Source organism: Brachyspira suanatina (assembly GCF_001049755.1).
Taxonomy (GTDB): Bacteria; Spirochaetota; Brachyspiria; order Brachyspirales; family Brachyspiraceae; genus Brachyspira; species Brachyspira suanatina.
Genome location: NZ_CVLB01000002.1, coordinates 80,297 through 96,222, shown reverse-complemented (window position 1 = coordinate 96,222; position 15,926 = coordinate 80,297). Strand labels below are relative to the sequence as shown.

Below are 15,926 nucleotides of genomic sequence, written 5' to 3'. Positions count from 1 at the left end.
ACTTCAAATGAAATATTAATTTTTTTAATTATAATTTTCCAAAAAATAAATAAGGATTTTATTATGAGAGTGATGTTTATTATTATTTCTGTATGTTTACTTTTATCATGCTCAAGATATTCAAAAGAGCTATCACAGGCATTGAAAAACCATGAAAATGATAAGGGCATTGAAGAAATAAGTGCTTTAATAAAAGATAAAAATTTTGACAGAGCTTTGTATAATTCATCATTGCTTGGATATTCTGATATAGTTACAGGGCTTGTAAAATCTGGTGCTGATATTAATAACAGAGGAGTTGACGGATCTACACCTTTAATATTGGTATGCAGAGAACAAAACATTGATGCTGCAAAAATTTTAATAGATAATGGTGCTGATATGTCAATAAAAGATGATAATGATAAAAAAGCATTTGATTATATTGCTAATAAAAAAGATATAATCGCTCTTGTATCTGTAATGTCTAAAAAAGAAAATATGGAAGTTTTTAATAAATTTAAAGATTTTTCATTAGAAGCTGATGACATTAGCATATTATTAGAAAATATAAATAAAAAAGTCATTGATGAAATGAATAATATGCTTAAAAAAGAATATAAGAATAAAGAGGCAGCAAAAGTAAAATCAGGATATGAATTTAATACTTTAATAGAAAAAGCAGATACAAGAAACTTTAATTTCGGAGAGAAGAAAGAATATACTGATAATATCATGAAAGTAGGAGATAACTTTTATTATATATTTTCAGCAGGTGTTCCTATAGACAGAGGAGGACAAATGGAATATTTAGACTCCTATACAAGTATATGGCTAATAAAAGGGCCATTAAGTATAGCACAATTTGGAAATGTTTCTGCAAGTTTTGTAGGCGGATTCAACGGACTTCCCTTAAGCAGTGATATTAATATAGTTTCAAAAGGGGATTATTTTACACTAGAAGATTACGCTCATTTTGAAAAACGAAAATATACTTTTAAATATTATACATTCAAAGCTGAAGACGGTATATTTTATTTAAATCAAATATCTTTGCTTGATAATAATAACAAAACAACCACTATTTATAAATATAATTCAAAAGACAGTTCAAGAATGACTATAGATGATATTTCATACAGTTTTGCTTATGCTTTGATTGGTGCTAATTATTATGGTGAATAATATACATAATTTGTTAAGGAGAAATTAATATGAAAAAAATTATTATACTTTTTAGTTTTGCTTTAATTATATTTTTACAAAATACCAAATTATATTCTCAGGAAGAAAAAGGAATGTTCTATTTTTTGATAGGTACTGAAGGCAATGAAAAAGCTATAATGTATTTACAAATAATAAGAGATGAATTAAATAACGATGATAAAGTAGAAGGCTATTATTATACATCAAATAATGAAAGTTTTAGCTTTACAGGAGAAATGAAAGGCAATGAATTATACATAGAAAATTTATATAGTGCTAATGTATATGATATTTCTGAAGAATCAGATTACAGCAAAGCAGGTCAAATAAAAGGTACTCTGTCTAATGATTTAACATTTGAAGGAAATAGAAATTCTAAAAAAATAAAATTATCTTTAGCAAATACTAAGATAAATAAAGCTCACATAATAAATAAATCTGATAGTTTCTATTCTGGTAATGTTTATGTTTTTGACTATGATATTTTAAATGAAGCAATTGGAGAGTATTCTTATTATAGATTTAATAAAATAGCATATATTGATGATAGTATAATAATTTTTGACATTGCAGGAATAGGTGGAATGGGGGCTGGTTCTGGGTTTATAGCATTTTCTATTAATGATGGAAAGGAAATAAATATAGGGAATTTTCTTAATATTAAAGATCCAAACTTAATAGATAAATTTCCTTTACTTGATGAATCAGATTATTGTACATTTAGTATTACACCTCAAGGAAAAATTATTTTAGTATATTCTCCTGGAACAATTGTAATAGAGAGCGACGATTTTGAAAATGGATGGTCATATAACACTCCAGGTGAAACAGCAGAAGAATTTACATTTGAAGAATTAAAGCCTTTTGTTAAAAAGGGTTCTCCTTTGGAATATTTATTTAATTAAAATAAATTTATAATAAAAAAGCCTGTCTTAATAGTTTTATTAGGGCAGTTTTTTTATTATATTTTACCACGCGTTAAACTAGCTATAAAAATAAATTAATTAATTATACTAGTTAAACTATAAATTTTAGTTATGCTTACCGCGTGATGTTAAAGCTTACAAATTTTTAAAACTCTTGGGTGGGTGTGCTTTTTCTTAATTGGCTCTAAACATAAATAAAATGTTTATTACAAAATAAAGCTTAAAACTTTAAAGGGTGGGGTATGTAAATAAAATTTCTTTTTAATTTTTCTCTAATTTCCCGCCCATCATTTTTATTAATTTCTTTTGAAATATAAATTCAAATTTGTTTTTTTATTGCAGTAGAAATTTTAATACCCGCCCTAGATTTTTTTAAATTTATAATGTATATACCGCACGGTGAATAAAATTTAAAATATTGTTTTATTTGAATTCTAATTTTTATTATATTGAAAATTTAGCTAACCGTGCGTATAAATAAGTTATAATTCTTTGTTAATCTTTATCAAAGCACGCTCTATTATATAATGGTTAAAGTCAATACTGTCTTTCATTGCTTCGTATAGTTTGAAAGAACTTATTATAGATTTATGCATAGTTTCATCTTTAAACTCAAAACCTTCTGTGATAGTTTTGATAGTTTTCTGCATTGTAATACCTAAAAACTCATTAACTTTGCTTATAGTGAGTATTTTAGCATCGGATTCATCTAGTTTGGCAATAAGTTTATCTACTTTTCTATGTCTTGACAGCTCATCATTTATTGTATAGCATAAATTAATAGCCTCTTCAACATAAGGTTTTAATGAAATAATTTCTTTATCTATTTTTATCAATCCATTTTTTAGATTTTCTAGTATTTTTGTTTTGTCTGATGTATTTCTGTCATTTTTATCTATTTGTATGTTTATGTCTTCAAATTTATCTATGAGTTCCTGCAGTGTAATATTCTCCATTGCTTTTATTATAACGCCGCCTTCTGTGGCATTATAGAATTTTATTTTGCTGTTATTGGCACATTGAGCTTCATACCAATTTCTGTACATATCGAATCTTGAATCAGTAAATACACTTTCTCCATAAATATTTTTCTCTTCTCTTAAATTTCCAGATACAAGCACTTTATATATTCTGCTGTCATAAGAGTCTAATTTACCTATTTCAGTAAAGAAATTTTCTTCATGATAGCTTCCTTTTATATGAGTCTGATGATTAGGGAAAGATAAATCCAAACCAATCATTATTATTGGATTAGCACCTATTTTTACAGCAAAATCATAAGCAGCAGTGGAAACGCTTCCTCCCATAGTGATATCGCCTCTATTTCCTAAAGGCTTCATAAAATATTTTGCAAGCGGAAATATTGAATCTATAAAATATATAGGACCATTAAATGATTCTACAGCCTCATGATCAACAGAGGATTCTGAAATTAGTACAGTATCTTCAAAATGAATATTCCTGAAATATTTAGAGTTTTTCTTTTGAGGGTCTATAGTTATAACAAAATGTGGAGACATACCATGCGATGATAATGGCTTCATTGCCGTATCGACCGCTATTATTATTGCTTTGTTTTTCATCTTTTTTAATTTTGTAATATTTTTCTCAAGAGAAGGTCCTGCTGATACTATAACAGCAGGAATATTTTTGTATTTATCAAAAAATCTATTAACTCCGTAATGCGTAGCAATTTCAACTGCATTAGAAGCTATATTATAAGCCCAAAGTTTATCAAATCTTGAAATAGTGTTTATATTTATTATTTTTTTATCTACTACAGAAAGTACTTTGCTTTGATAATGCAAAGCTTCTTCAGCAAATAGGGTGGCATAAGACCTTGTAATAAAAAATTTTACTTTCTTTGTTGTTGTCAATGATATGAACTTTTCTATATCCTCATCATCATTTCCTCCTATAAAGAAAGTAATTTTATCATCTTCAAGTATTTTGTCTAATTTGAAATTACATATTAAAGTATTAAAAAAATTTATATCAGGTTCAATCACAGCAACAGAAACATTCAATTTTCTAACGGCATTGATTAAGTATCCTACGCCTATACCAAATACAAATACTAAATCCAAATCTTCATCATTTTCAATTTCTTTTATTAAAGTATTAGCCTCTTTTACTGGATCATAAGCACTATGAAGAAGTATTTGTTTGCCGTTTTTTGCTGCTTTGCCAGAAGGTTTCTGTGATTTTGTTTCTATTACCTGTAAAGTGATATCTGATTCTTTAGCATTTTCAAGCATATTGATAAAATCATAAGGATATGCTCTGATATTTTTATTTATTGCTTCTAAATTGATTTTTTTTATTTCATTCATAATATATTATAAATTTCTTCTTATTTATATTTATTTTTTATTTTGTTATCGGCGAGTTATAAAAAGAGTTTAACCATTTGTAATAATGTTTATTTATATAGTTATGATTTTCTTTCTATTATGTAATTTGCTAATTCTATTAAAATATTTTTAGCTTCACTATCTTTATAAGGATTTAAATATTCAATAGATTTTTCAATTACTTTTTTAGCTTCTTCTTTTGCACCTTCTAGTCCGAATTGCTTAACGTATGTGAGTTTACCCTCTTTTTCATCTTTACCAACAGTTTTGCCTAAAGTTTCATTATCAGAAATAACATCAAGTATATCATCCTGAATTTGGAAAGCTAGTCCTATAGCTTTGCCGTATTTTGTTATATTTTCTATATCATTTTCGTTTATGTTCTCTGATGCAATAGCTCCAAGTCTTATAGCACCTCTTATCATAGCACCTGTTTTTTTGGCATGAAGTATTTTAAGCATGTCAAAATTGATTTCTTTCTCTTCATAGTATAAATCTATAAACTGTCCCATAACCATTCCGTTTATTCCGGCCGCATAACTCAATTCAAATAAAAGTTTTCTTAAAGTGCTGTCTTTAACATCTGTTTTTGAAAGTAATTGAAATGCATGAGTTAAAAGCCCATCTCCTACAAGTATGGCATTAGCTTCACCGTATTTTACATGTGTTGTAGGTTTTCCTCTTCTTAAATCATCATTATCCATAGCAGGCAAATCATCATGAACTAAAGAATATGTATGTATAAGCTCTAATGCTACTGCAGGTATTATTGCTTTTTTATAGTCGCCTTTAAAAAGTTCGCATGCTAAGCATGTAAGTATAGGTCTTAATCTCTTTCCGCCAGCATCCAATGGATATTTAAGCATTTCTATAAAACTATTTTCTAATTCTATGCTGCTTTTATCAAATACATTGTCAATAGTTTTATTAATTTCTTCTAGTCTTATATTCATATATTCTTTAAGATTCATAATTCAATCCTGTTTTTTGATGATTTTTATTTATTATTAGGTATTATATAGATAGTATATAATAAGAAGTGAAAATGTAAAGAATAAAAATAATATAGTTTTATATAACTTATGTTTATTAAGTTTAGAAATATTTACTTTTATTAGCCTTTTTGTTATAATTTTCGCATGAGAAATATTAACAGAATGAATGATTACTTTGTACGCTATCTTTTGGGTTCTATTGGAAATGAAGATATACTTGAGAATATAGTTAATTGCGTACTTAGAGATTCAGGATTTCAAGAAGTACATAATTTAGAAATAATAAATCCTCATAATTTACCAGAAAACATTAATTTAAAAGAGTCAGTTCTTGATGTTAAAGCGATTACTAAAGACAATAAAAAAATTATTGTAGAAATACAATTATCCGGAAATATAGATTTTGTAAAAAGAATATTCTATTATATATCAAAAAATATTGTTAGTGAATTAAATGAAAATGAGTCTTATGATATTATTAGTCAGGTAATAAGTATAAATTTTGTTAACTTTAATATGGACTTTTATGATGAAGGTAAAGCTCATAGATGTTTTAAATTAATAGACACTGAAAATCATAAGGTATCATTAGATATGATGCAAATGCATATAATAGAAGTACCAAGATTTATAAAGATTCTTAATAATTCAAATATAAATGATATCAAGAAAAGTAAGATATTATCTTGGATAGAGTTTTTTACGGTAAAGGATTTAGATAAAGTTAAAGATAAATTAAAGGAGGCAAACAACATAATGTCAAAAGTAATAGATAAATATGAGAGATTTATATCAAGTGAAGAAGAGATGGAAGTTTATAATGCTAGGGATGCTTTTTTATATGGGCAAACTATAATGCTAAAAAAAGAGAGAGAAGAAGGTATAAAAGAAGGCATAGAACAAGGCATGGAAAAGGGTATAGAAAAGGGTGAAAAAAATAAAGCTTTAAGTATAGCTAAAAGTCTTAAAAAATCTGGTTTAGATATTAAGTTCATTAGTGATAATACAGGTTTAAGTATAGAGGAAATAGAAAAATTATAATAAAAATTATATATATATTGAAAATTTTTAAGTTTGTCAATTTTTTTGTTGTTCTTTTTCCCGCCGCAAAAAGAACCAAAAACTGTAAGGATAAAATTAGTATTAAATAATACTTATAAGATAATTTATGAAATTAAATCCAAAATGTAGTCCTTTGGATTCTCGCCGTAGGCGGTCAACAAAAGAAGTTGGGGTTTACGAAGTGCGCAGAGCGGTCGGCAAAGCTCCAGATATAAAAACAAAAATATAATTTTATTTTTGACAAAATATATTTGTTTCAGTATATACTAATTTTATATAAATTAAAAAAGGAAAAAAACATGAAAATATTAGTTATAGGTTCTGGTGCTAGAGAGCATGCTATTTGTAATAATTTACTTAAGAATGAAAAAGTTTCAAAAGTTTATTGTGCTCCGGGAAATGCAGGCACAGCAAGAGAAAAAAATTGTGAAAATGTAAAAATTTCTACTATAGATGAGATTTTAAATTTTGCTAAAAAGGAAAGCATTGATTTAACCATTGTAGGAAGCGAAGAAATGCTTGTGTATGGAATAGTAGATAAGTTTGAGGAGAATGGACTTAAAATATTCGGACCAAATAAACAGGCTGCTATACTTGAAGGCTCTAAGGCTTATGCTAAAGATTTTATGAAGAAGTACGGAGTAAAAACTGCTGAATATGAATTATTTACTGATTATAATAAAGCTAATGAATATTTGAATAAATGCAGCTATCCTATAGTTATAAAGGCTAGCGGTCTTGCTTTGGGAAAAGGTGTTTTAATATGTCAGGATAAAGAAGAAGCTAAAAATGCATTAGAAGATATAATGGTTAAAAAGATTTTTAAAGATGCTGGAAATGAAGTTGTAATTGAGGAGTTTTTAGAAGGAGTTGAAGCCTCAATACTTTCTGTAACTGACAGCAATATTATAATACCTTTTATATCAGCTAAGGATCATAAAAAAGTTGGTGATAATGATACTGGAAATAATACAGGCGGAATGGGTGTTATTTCTCCAAATCCTTATTATACAAAAGAGGCAGAAGAATTATTCATTAAAGATATATTAGATCCTACACTAAAAGGAATAAAAGCCGAAAAAATGTCTTTTGCTGGTATTATATTTTTTGGACTTATGATCACTAAAAAAGGCGTATATTTACTTGAGTATAATGTTAGAATGGGGGACCCTGAAACTCAGGCAGTGCTTCAGCTTTTAGAAACTGATTATTTATCTATAATAGAATCAGCTATGAAAAGAGAATTATCAACTTTAAATATCAAATGGAAAAATAAACATGCATGCTGTGTTGTAATGGCTTCAGGAGGATATCCGGCTTCTTATAATAAAGGCTATAAGATAGAAGGCATAGATAAAATAAACGGACAATGCTTCATCGCTGGCGCTAAATTAGATGAAAATAATAATATAATCACAGACGGCGGAAGGGTTCTTAATGTTGTTAATATTGCCGACAGTTTAGAAGAGGCTAGAAAACTTACTTATGCCGACATTGAAAAAATAGATTTCAAAGATAAATACTATAGAAAAGATATAGGATTAATAAAATAAATATATTTTATAGCTATTAATTTGGGTTATATTAAGGAATGTAATTTAACTTAATATAACCCTTTATATTATTCTCTTATAATATTTACAGTAGCATCTATACCTAAAGTATTTCTCCATTCAGCATCTGATGCACTACTGCTTGCGGGTATATATACTGTTTTTAAAGGGCATCCAGCAAATACACTTATGCCCACAGTTATTGATGCAGGATTATCATTTAAGAATCTAATGCTTTCAAAATTTTTGCTATAATAAAAAGCAAATTTTTCTATAGTTTTTACAGAAGCTGGTATAGTTATTGTATTAAGAGAGCCGCAGCTTTCAAACATTCCTTCAGATATTGTTTCTAAATTATTTGGCAATTTTATATATATTAAATTCTCACAATCTCCAAAGGCAGTTTTACCTATAGAAGTTACAGAATCAGGTATTTCAATACTTGCAAAGCCGCATCCCTTTAATGCTAATTCTCCTATTGTTTTTAATGAGTTAGGAAGTTTTAATGATTTTAGATTATAACATCCTATAAGTCCTCTGTTGCCTATTGTTATTAAATTACTTGGAAGTGTTATTTCTGTTAATTCAGGACAATAGATGCTATATTCTCCTATTTCTCTTATAGTGTTTGGAATTGTTATTTTTACTATTGATTTATTTACAGCATTTCCTCCAAATAAAAAATCTGGAATTTTATCATTTGGAAAAATTACATCATCAACAGATATTTCTATTTTTATATTTTTTAAAGAAATATCTTCAAGCATTTGACTAATAGAAGTCCAAATATCATATTTTTTTGTTGATGTACCTGTAAATACTAATTTATGCTGACCATTATTATATATTGCATATATTTTTAATGCTTCTTCCATGTTTTGAGGATTAGCTTCATCTATTTCAAGAGTGTGTGTATATACATCTTTTGCAATTGTAATACTATTTCTGCATGAAAAAAGTAGTAGTACTAATAATATAATGGTAATTGATAAAATTATTTTTTTCATACTAAATATTATAACAATTATTGATAATTATTGCTAATAAAAATTTATTTAATGGGAGTATATCCTGCCTTTTCAACTAAATACTGACCTTGTTTTGAAAGTATAAAATCTATTAATTTCTGCACATTAGGATTTTCTTCTATAGCTCTTTTAGTTGTTGCAGCATAAAATGTGCTTGATAGAGGATAAGTACCATTTTGTATATTTTCCTTATTTGGCTTTATATTATCTATAGAAATAGTTTTTATTTCATTGTTGTTTATCATTTCATAAATATTAAATAAAAATGAATATCCTATAGCATTTTTTCTATTGCGGTATTCTTTTACATTTTCTGTAAATCCAGAATTAAGATCAAATCCTATTTTTGTATCGGGCTTAATTATATTATTTTCAGCATTCATTGAAGCCATAAAGTTTGTAAATGTAATTTGCCATTTTCCAATATTATCCATTTGATGAGCTTTTATTTTCATGTTGTCTCCTCCAACTTCTTTCCAATTATTGATTTTTCCTATGTATATATCTTTTATATTCTCTTTTGAAAGATTATCTACTTTGTTTTTGGAATTTACAAAAAATACAAATGCCTCTTTTCCTATAGGTGTTAATATGAAATCTATATTATTAGTTTTAGCCATTTCTATATCTTTATTAGAAGGGGCATTTCCAAATACTATATCAACTTTACCATTTATAAGATTTTTATAAGCATTGTCATATAAAAAGCTTTCATAAGTGTTGTAATAAATTGTTGAGCATAAAACATAAGCTGTATCATGGCTGCTGTTTGTTGCTCTGTCATAATTAGTTTCTATTCTTCCATTATCATTAATTATTATATACTCCTCAAATGGAACTTGCTTTAAAAACATATTAGTATATTTATTATTTGTAACTGTGATTTTATAAACTGCATCTGCAAATGCTGAATAAATCGGAAAAAATTCAATTTCACCATCAAGTCTTGGAAAATTATTTGTTATTATTAAACTTGATTCATTTGTGAGTTTTACTACTTTTGAATTAGTGTTTCTTATATCAGCAAAAGGATAATATGAATCAGCTATTACATAATTATTAACTTCTTTAAAATTTGCATCTCTATTATTATAAATAAACATAATGTTACTAAATATAATTATTAATGAAAATACAAATGTTAATGAGAATATTATAATAAATATTTTATAATTATTTTTTATGAATAACATTATAGAATTAATTATCAAAACTATAGAAGCTAAAATCATAAGATAAAATGTAATGATAGAAGAGTCTGAAATTATCATCATTATTAAAGAAATCAAAATAAATAAAATAGAAATAGGTATAAAGATAATTGCAAGTGCATTGATTAATGTTTTTATATTCATAAGTTTTTTCTAATAATATTTTTGAGAATAATACTATAAAATAAATTATACATCAATAGGGTATTAATAAAAAATAATTTTCTTTTTTGTTTTATTTTAAATCCCACCCTTTAGGTTTTTTAAATCATCTGATATTTTTGTATTATATTTCTTTTTTATTTTTATTTGTAATTATAGCACCCACCCAAAATTTTATTAAGATTTATAATCTTTTAACCGCACGCAGAGAGGCATTATAAATATAAATGAATTAATAATAACAATCTCAATTATATAATAGATTTTGTTCACCGTGCGTTAAAGAGATAAAAAATTTAATTTAAACTTGGGCGGGTGTTAGAATTTCTAATTTAGCTATTATAAAAAATAATAACTGAAATTTTATATTTAAGCAGTAAAGAAAGAGGGCGGGCATATGTAATTAAAGTCATAATAAAAAAGGACAGCCCTTTTATAAAGAACTATCCTTTTTTATATTCTCATTTTAATTTAATAAAATCAAGCAGCATCTTTTTTTATTCTAGTTTGATAGAACCAATCAACAAATACAGCTATAGCATTATCCCCAGATACATTAGCAGCAGTACCGAAAGAGTCCTGAGTTAAATATAATGCTATCATTAAACCTTGTAATTCTTCTCCAGTTATTCCAATCATATAGAAGAAAGGCAAAGCACTCATAACAGCACCGCCAGGAGCACCAGGAGCAGCAACCATAGCTATTCCCAACATAAGTATGAAAGGAAGAATTGAAGTGTAAGTAGGAGTTTGTCCTAATATTAATATAACAGCAGTAGAACAGCAAGTTAATGTAATCATAGAACCAGCTAAGTGTATAGTAGCACAAAGCGGTATTACGAATTTTCTAATTTGTTCAGATACTCCATTTCTTTCAGCAGCTATTAAGCTTACAGGTATAGTTGCAGCACTGCTTTGAGTACCTACAGCAGTAAAATATGGCGGAATCTGATTTTTAATAAGCATTAAAGGTGATTTTCCTCCTATAATACCTGATATTATAAATAAAGCAGTAATATAAAGTATATGAAGAGTAATAACAACAGCAAATACTTTACCGAATATTACAAGTATATGCTGTATGCTTCCTGCATAAGCTAAATTAGCAAATGTACCTAAAATATGTAAAGGAAGTATTGGAATTATTATATTTTTTAAAATTGCCTGTATAACTTCTTCAGAGTCTCTTACTATAGAAAATAATTCTTCACCTTGTTTTTTAGGTCTTAGCATTGTTATACCAATACCTAATATAAAAGCAAATACTACGGCAGATGTAACGTCAAATAATGGTTTAAGAGGTATAGTAAAATAGCTGTCTAAACCAGATTCAATTTTTACACTGCTTAGAGCAGAAGCCCCTAAAAGAGTAGGGAAAAGATTAGAAGCTACTAAAAATGCTATACTTCCAGCTAATAAAGTAGATCCGTAAGATATAACGACTGTAATTCCTATTAATTTAGTTGCACCTTCTGTTAGATTGGCAATACCATAACCAATAAAAGCCACTATCATAAGCGGTATAATAAAATTTAAGAATAAACTGAATATACTACTTATAGTTACAAAAATTCTTACTACAGGAGCAGGAAGATACATACCAACTAATATACCCAGAATGATACCTATAATAATTCTAGGTAAGAGACCTATTTTTTTCATTTTCTTTCTCCGTATATTTTTATATTTTTCTATGTATAGTATTATATAAATTTTTTATCTTCATTCAACCAGTATATGTAAATTTTAGTTTTTTTTATTTTAGATATAAATATGGTATATGTTTTATTATACAAATCATACTTAATTATTTTTTGAAAAAGTAGATAATTAATGAATATGCATTATAATTATACTATATAAAATAATTTGACAAATTAATCTATTTTAGTATAATTTAAATACATATAATTTAGGAATTAATAAATGAGAATAGGATATGGATACGATTCACATGTATTTGCTGAGAATCGTAAATTAATACTTTCAGGAATAGAAATTCCTTATGAATTGGGGTTAAAAGGTCATTCAGATGCTGATGCTGTTATCCATGCTTTAATAGATTCTATATTAGGGGCTTTAGCATTGGGAGATATAGGCAGTCATTTTCCTGATAATGATGCAAAATATAAAGATATTTCTTCTATAGTATTATTGGAAAAAACAGTATCAATTATGAAAGAAAAAAATTATGAAATATCAAATACTGATATTACTATTATATTAGAAAAACCAAAATTAAGAAATTATATAGACGCTATGAGAGAGAATCTATCCAACATTCTTAAAACTGATATAGAAAATGTTTCGGTAAAAGCTAAAACTAATGAAAAAATGGATTCTATAGGCAGAGGAGAAGGCATAGCAGTTCATTGTGTATCTTTACTAAAAAAAATAAAATAAAACTTAGGAAAAACATATGGCAACAAAAATTAATACGAAATATTTACTAGATTTAGTTTCAAGAAGCTTTGCTTTAACTATACCATTATTAGATAAGAATAAAAAAAATAAAGTAGAAGTGCAATACTTACTTGCTAGGATAATAGATACTATAGAAGATTCCAGTCATACTGCTGAGGATAAAGAGACATTAATAACAGCTTTTATTAATATATTAAAAACAGAAAATATTGATAATTTAGAAAATTTCAAAAATGTGGTTATAGAGCATTCTATAAATGAAAATGATAAAGTTTTAATAGAAAATATAGATATAGTTGTTAAATCTTTTTTTACTTTCAAACAGGAAATAAAAAATATATCTATTTCATATTTGAGAGAAATGGGTTATGGTATGATTTATTATCAGGATCATACTATATCAACATTTGAGGATTTAGATGATTATTGTTATTATGTGGCTGGTACTGTAGGACTTTATCTTACAGAACTTGCAAAGATCTTGGATAATATAGAGTTAGATAGAGAGAAGGCTAAAAGCTTAGGAAGATTTTTACAGAAAGTTAATATCATTAAGGATGCTAAATTAGATTATGAAGAGAAAAGAGTTTTTTGGCCTATAAGTTTATTTGAAAATGAAAATCCTGCTCCATATTTTGAAGACGGTGCTTATATGGATAAATCTATGGAGATTTTAATAAAAATGGTAGAATCAGCAATGAGCGAGTTTAGAAATTCTATAGAATATATTATGTCAATAGAGAAAAAAGCATCCGGTTATAGACATTTCTGTTTAGTTGCTGTATTAATGGGGTATGAAACTATTAGGCTTATGAAAAGCAATTATAATATATTTATGGGTGAAACTGTGAAAATTCCAAGAAAAAATACTTTAGAGATAGTTACAAAAGTTAAAGCTGATTATTATACAAATAAAAGATTGGAAGACTTATTAGAGAAAGCATTTACAAAAGAGTCAGGATTAAATGAATCTGATACTACAGCAAATAATGAGTAAATAAAATATCATATTTCAAATTTAAAGTCTTGTTTTTTGCATTGATATATATTAAAATTATGTAAACTTTAAATCATGGAGCAGTTTAGTATGTTTATCAGAAAAATTTGTATTGTATTGGCAATTTTTATATTTAGTGCATTTAATTTATTTTCGCAGTCAAATAAAGAAGATGAAAATGTATTCAAAGATTCTCAGTATATAAAAAGCGAAGAAGAGGCAAAAGCGGCCTATAGTTTGGCTTTATATTATAAAGAGAGAGCATTGGCTAGTAAAACAGTAACAGAACAAACTATAAAAGATTTAGAGAGTGCCAAAGTAATACTTCAGGAAATTGTTAAATATGTACAAAATAAAGAGATATATATAACATTAGCTGAAACTCATGAGGCTTTGGGAGAGTATTATGAAAGTTCAAGAATATATGATGACTTAGTTTTTGATTCTCCTGAAGATATTGATATATTATTTAAAGCAGCTGAAAGAAATATATTCATTATGAATAATATTGAAAAGGCAAGATATTATTTAGAAACTGCTTATGAAATAGATAATTCAAATAATGATGTTTTAATATTATTGGGATATACATACTATCAAAGTAAAGAACTTAATAAAGCTGTATACTATTTCTCTAAAGTAGATGAAACTAAAAAACCAAGTAATAACAACAATTATTTAAGCTATTATAATTTTTATTATGGTATGAGTGAATTTTATTTAAGCAGATTTTCAAGTGCTTTAAATAGATTCAAAAAATTAGAAAATGTTCAGTTATCTCCTGCTGATAAATATGCAGCTTCTTATGGAATAGTAAAAAGTTATCAGGCTTTAGAAAAATATAATGAAGCTTATTCTAATAGTATAGGTATAGATGATGCTCTATATTTAAGTGCATATTTAAGTTTTATGTCAGATAAATATGATGATGGATTATTTGATGAAATAGATGGTTCAGATCCTAATCTTCCTAAGATATTGTCTATTATTATAGAAGCAAAAACTTCAGGATACAGCAATGCTCTTAATATGATTGAAACTGATTTAGATAGAAGAGAAATAGACTTGGATATTATACAGACATACTATAAAATGGTTTCTGAAATAGGAAATAAAGATAATAAAATGAATTCAGAGATGGATATAATATCATTTTATTTGATGATTAAAAATATAGATGCTTTGCCAAAACATATAGATAATTTAATAAGCTATGATAATAGTGGAAAATTTAATAACTTATATTTGCAGGCTGCTTTGGAGTTCAAAAATCAAAATGATTTTAAATCATCCAAAGATATGTTAAATAAATATTTATCTTTAGATAATAAAAATATAAAAGAAAATGAATTAGTATCATTGGTATTAACAGCTAGTGATATAGGTGAGAGTGAACTTGCTATAAGTGCCATTGAAAAATATGAAAAAGAAAAATATTCTTACAGCTATTTAAAGGCTTATGCTGCATTAATGAATAATGATGAAGTTAATGCCAATAAATATTTAAATGAAGACTTTGAATATTTTAGCAATAATAAATCAAATACAAATGATTATAGAATAAATATTCCTTATGTAACATCATTAGCATTAGATAATACAAATTCAGCATTACTATATGCTAATTATAAATATTCTCAGGATACAAGCTCAGCAGAAAATATGAATAGTTTATCTTGGGCATTGGTTTCATTAGGCAGTGATTTGGATAAAGCTATATCACTTTCTAAAGATGCTGTTGAATTAGAGCCTCAGTCTCCTCATTATATAGACACTTTAGGTTTTGCATATTATAAGAAAGGAGATTATGATAATGCCTTAAAAACATTATTGAAAGCTGCTTTATATGTAGATGATGACTCTAAAGCTGAGATATATGCTCATATTGCCGATGCGTATTATGCAAAAAATGATTATAAAAATGCCCTTAAATATTATAGAAAATCAATATCTTCATATAAAAAAGAATTTGATTATAATGAAAATAGAATAAAAGAGAGAATAGAAAGTTTAACAGAGGAAAAATAAA

At 26.4% G+C, this 15,926-nt stretch carries 12 protein-coding genes; 7 read left to right on the top strand and 5 right to left on the bottom strand.

Annotated features, from left to right (window positions below; translation table 11 throughout):
• The first annotated feature begins 63 nt into the window (after positions 1 to 63).
• Positions 64 to 1,164 (top strand): ankyrin repeat domain-containing protein, encoded by a 1,101-nt coding sequence (locus tag BRSU_RS10100; RefSeq protein ID WP_048595250.1) that lies wholly within the window; start codon positions 64 to 66, stop codon positions 1,162 to 1,164.
• Positions 1,165 to 1,193: 29 nt separating this feature from the next.
• Positions 1,194 to 2,090 carry a hypothetical protein gene (locus tag BRSU_RS10095; protein ID WP_048595249.1) on the top strand — a complete coding sequence of 299 codons (897 nt, stop codon included), beginning with the start codon at positions 1,194 to 1,196 and terminating at the stop codon, positions 2,088 to 2,090.
• A 503-nt stretch (positions 2,091 to 2,593) separates the two neighbouring features.
• On the opposite strand, the gene BRSU_RS10090 is transcribed toward BRSU_RS10095, so the two are convergent.
• Together BRSU_RS10090 and BRSU_RS10085 are read right to left on the bottom strand one after the other, a co-directional pair.
• Positions 2,594 to 4,444, bottom strand: coding sequence for a motility associated factor glycosyltransferase family protein (locus BRSU_RS10090; RefSeq protein WP_048595248.1), 1,851 nt, complete (start codon positions 4,442 to 4,444; stop codon positions 2,594 to 2,596).
• Between the two features lie 101 nt (positions 4,445 to 4,545).
• On the bottom strand, positions 4,546 to 5,436 hold the full coding sequence (locus tag BRSU_RS10085; RefSeq protein ID WP_048595247.1) for a polyprenyl synthetase family protein: 891 nt from the start codon (positions 5,434 to 5,436) through the stop codon (positions 4,546 to 4,548).
• Between the two features lie 168 nt (positions 5,437 to 5,604).
• On the opposite strand from BRSU_RS10085, the gene BRSU_RS10080 reads away from it, so the two are divergent.
• Both BRSU_RS10080 and purD read left to right on the top strand, forming a co-directional pair.
• Complete coding sequence (locus BRSU_RS10080) at positions 5,605 to 6,501, top strand: Rpn family recombination-promoting nuclease/putative transposase (protein WP_083997897.1); 897 nt, start codon at positions 5,605 to 5,607, stop codon at positions 6,499 to 6,501.
• Positions 6,502 to 6,821: 320 nt separating this feature from the next.
• Positions 6,822 to 8,075, top strand: coding sequence for a phosphoribosylamine--glycine ligase (gene purD / locus BRSU_RS10075; protein WP_048595245.1), 1,254 nt, complete (start codon positions 6,822 to 6,824; stop codon positions 8,073 to 8,075).
• Between the two features lie 68 nt (positions 8,076 to 8,143).
• Here the strand turns inward: purD and BRSU_RS10070 are convergent, their stop codons facing one another.
• The 3 genes from BRSU_RS10070 to BRSU_RS10060 form a co-directional block, all read right to left on the bottom strand.
• Positions 8,144 to 9,082, bottom strand: a complete 939-nt coding sequence (locus BRSU_RS10070; protein WP_048595244.1) for a leucine-rich repeat domain-containing protein — start codon at positions 9,080 to 9,082, stop codon at positions 8,144 to 8,146.
• Between the two features lie 44 nt (positions 9,083 to 9,126).
• Entirely contained in the window at positions 9,127 to 10,458 is a 1,332-nt protein-coding gene (locus BRSU_RS10065; protein WP_048595243.1) for a PstS family phosphate ABC transporter substrate-binding protein, read from the bottom strand.
• A 498-nt stretch (positions 10,459 to 10,956) separates the two neighbouring features.
• Entirely contained in the window at positions 10,957 to 12,138 is a 1,182-nt protein-coding gene (locus tag BRSU_RS10060) for a cation:dicarboxylate symporter family transporter (RefSeq protein ID WP_048595242.1), read from the bottom strand.
• Between the two features lie 264 nt (positions 12,139 to 12,402).
• Between BRSU_RS10060 and ispF the strand changes: the two genes are divergently transcribed.
• From ispF to BRSU_RS10045, 3 genes are all read left to right on the top strand, one after another.
• Positions 12,403 to 12,879, top strand: coding sequence for a 2-C-methyl-D-erythritol 2,4-cyclodiphosphate synthase (ispF, locus tag BRSU_RS10055; protein ID WP_048595241.1), 477 nt, complete (start codon positions 12,403 to 12,405; stop codon positions 12,877 to 12,879).
• A gap of 16 nt (positions 12,880 to 12,895) precedes the next feature.
• Positions 12,896 to 13,897, top strand: a complete 1,002-nt coding sequence (locus tag BRSU_RS10050; protein ID WP_048595240.1) for a squalene/phytoene synthase family protein — start codon at positions 12,896 to 12,898, stop codon at positions 13,895 to 13,897.
• 90 nt (positions 13,898 to 13,987) lie between these two features.
• On the top strand, positions 13,988 to 15,925 hold the full coding sequence (locus BRSU_RS10045; RefSeq protein WP_048595239.1) for a tetratricopeptide repeat protein: 1,938 nt from the start codon (positions 13,988 to 13,990) through the stop codon (positions 15,923 to 15,925).
• Position 15,926 lies beyond the last annotated feature (1 nt).

What these genes read in the sequence shown, in the direction of transcription:
- ispF (WP_048595241.1), top strand. Translation starts at nt 12,403, where the DNA reads ATGAGAATAGGATATGGATACGATTCACATGTATTTGCTGAGAATCGT.
- BRSU_RS10090 (WP_048595248.1), bottom strand. Translation starts at nt 4,444, where the DNA reads ATGAATGAAATAAAAAAAATCAATTTAGAAGCAATAAATAAAAATATC.
- BRSU_RS10045 (WP_048595239.1), top strand. Translation starts at nt 13,988, where the DNA reads ATGTTTATCAGAAAAATTTGTATTGTATTGGCAATTTTTATATTTAGT.
- BRSU_RS10080 (WP_083997897.1), top strand. Translation starts at nt 5,605, where the DNA reads ATGAGAAATATTAACAGAATGAATGATTACTTTGTACGCTATCTTTTG.
- BRSU_RS10065 (WP_048595243.1), bottom strand. Translation starts at nt 10,458, where the DNA reads ATGAATATAAAAACATTAATCAATGCACTTGCAATTATCTTTATACCT.
- BRSU_RS10060 (WP_048595242.1), bottom strand. Translation starts at nt 12,138, where the DNA reads ATGAAAAAAATAGGTCTCTTACCTAGAATTATTATAGGTATCATTCTG.
- BRSU_RS10050 (WP_048595240.1), top strand. Translation starts at nt 12,896, where the DNA reads ATGGCAACAAAAATTAATACGAAATATTTACTAGATTTAGTTTCAAGA.
- BRSU_RS10070 (WP_048595244.1), bottom strand. Translation starts at nt 9,082, where the DNA reads ATGAAAAAAATAATTTTATCAATTACCATTATATTATTAGTACTACTA.
- BRSU_RS10085 (WP_048595247.1), bottom strand. Translation starts at nt 5,436, where the DNA reads ATGAATCTTAAAGAATATATGAATATAAGACTAGAAGAAATTAATAAA.
- BRSU_RS10095 (WP_048595249.1), top strand. Translation starts at nt 1,194, where the DNA reads ATGAAAAAAATTATTATACTTTTTAGTTTTGCTTTAATTATATTTTTA.
- BRSU_RS10100 (WP_048595250.1), top strand. Translation starts at nt 64, where the DNA reads ATGAGAGTGATGTTTATTATTATTTCTGTATGTTTACTTTTATCATGC.
- purD (WP_048595245.1), top strand. Translation starts at nt 6,822, where the DNA reads ATGAAAATATTAGTTATAGGTTCTGGTGCTAGAGAGCATGCTATTTGT.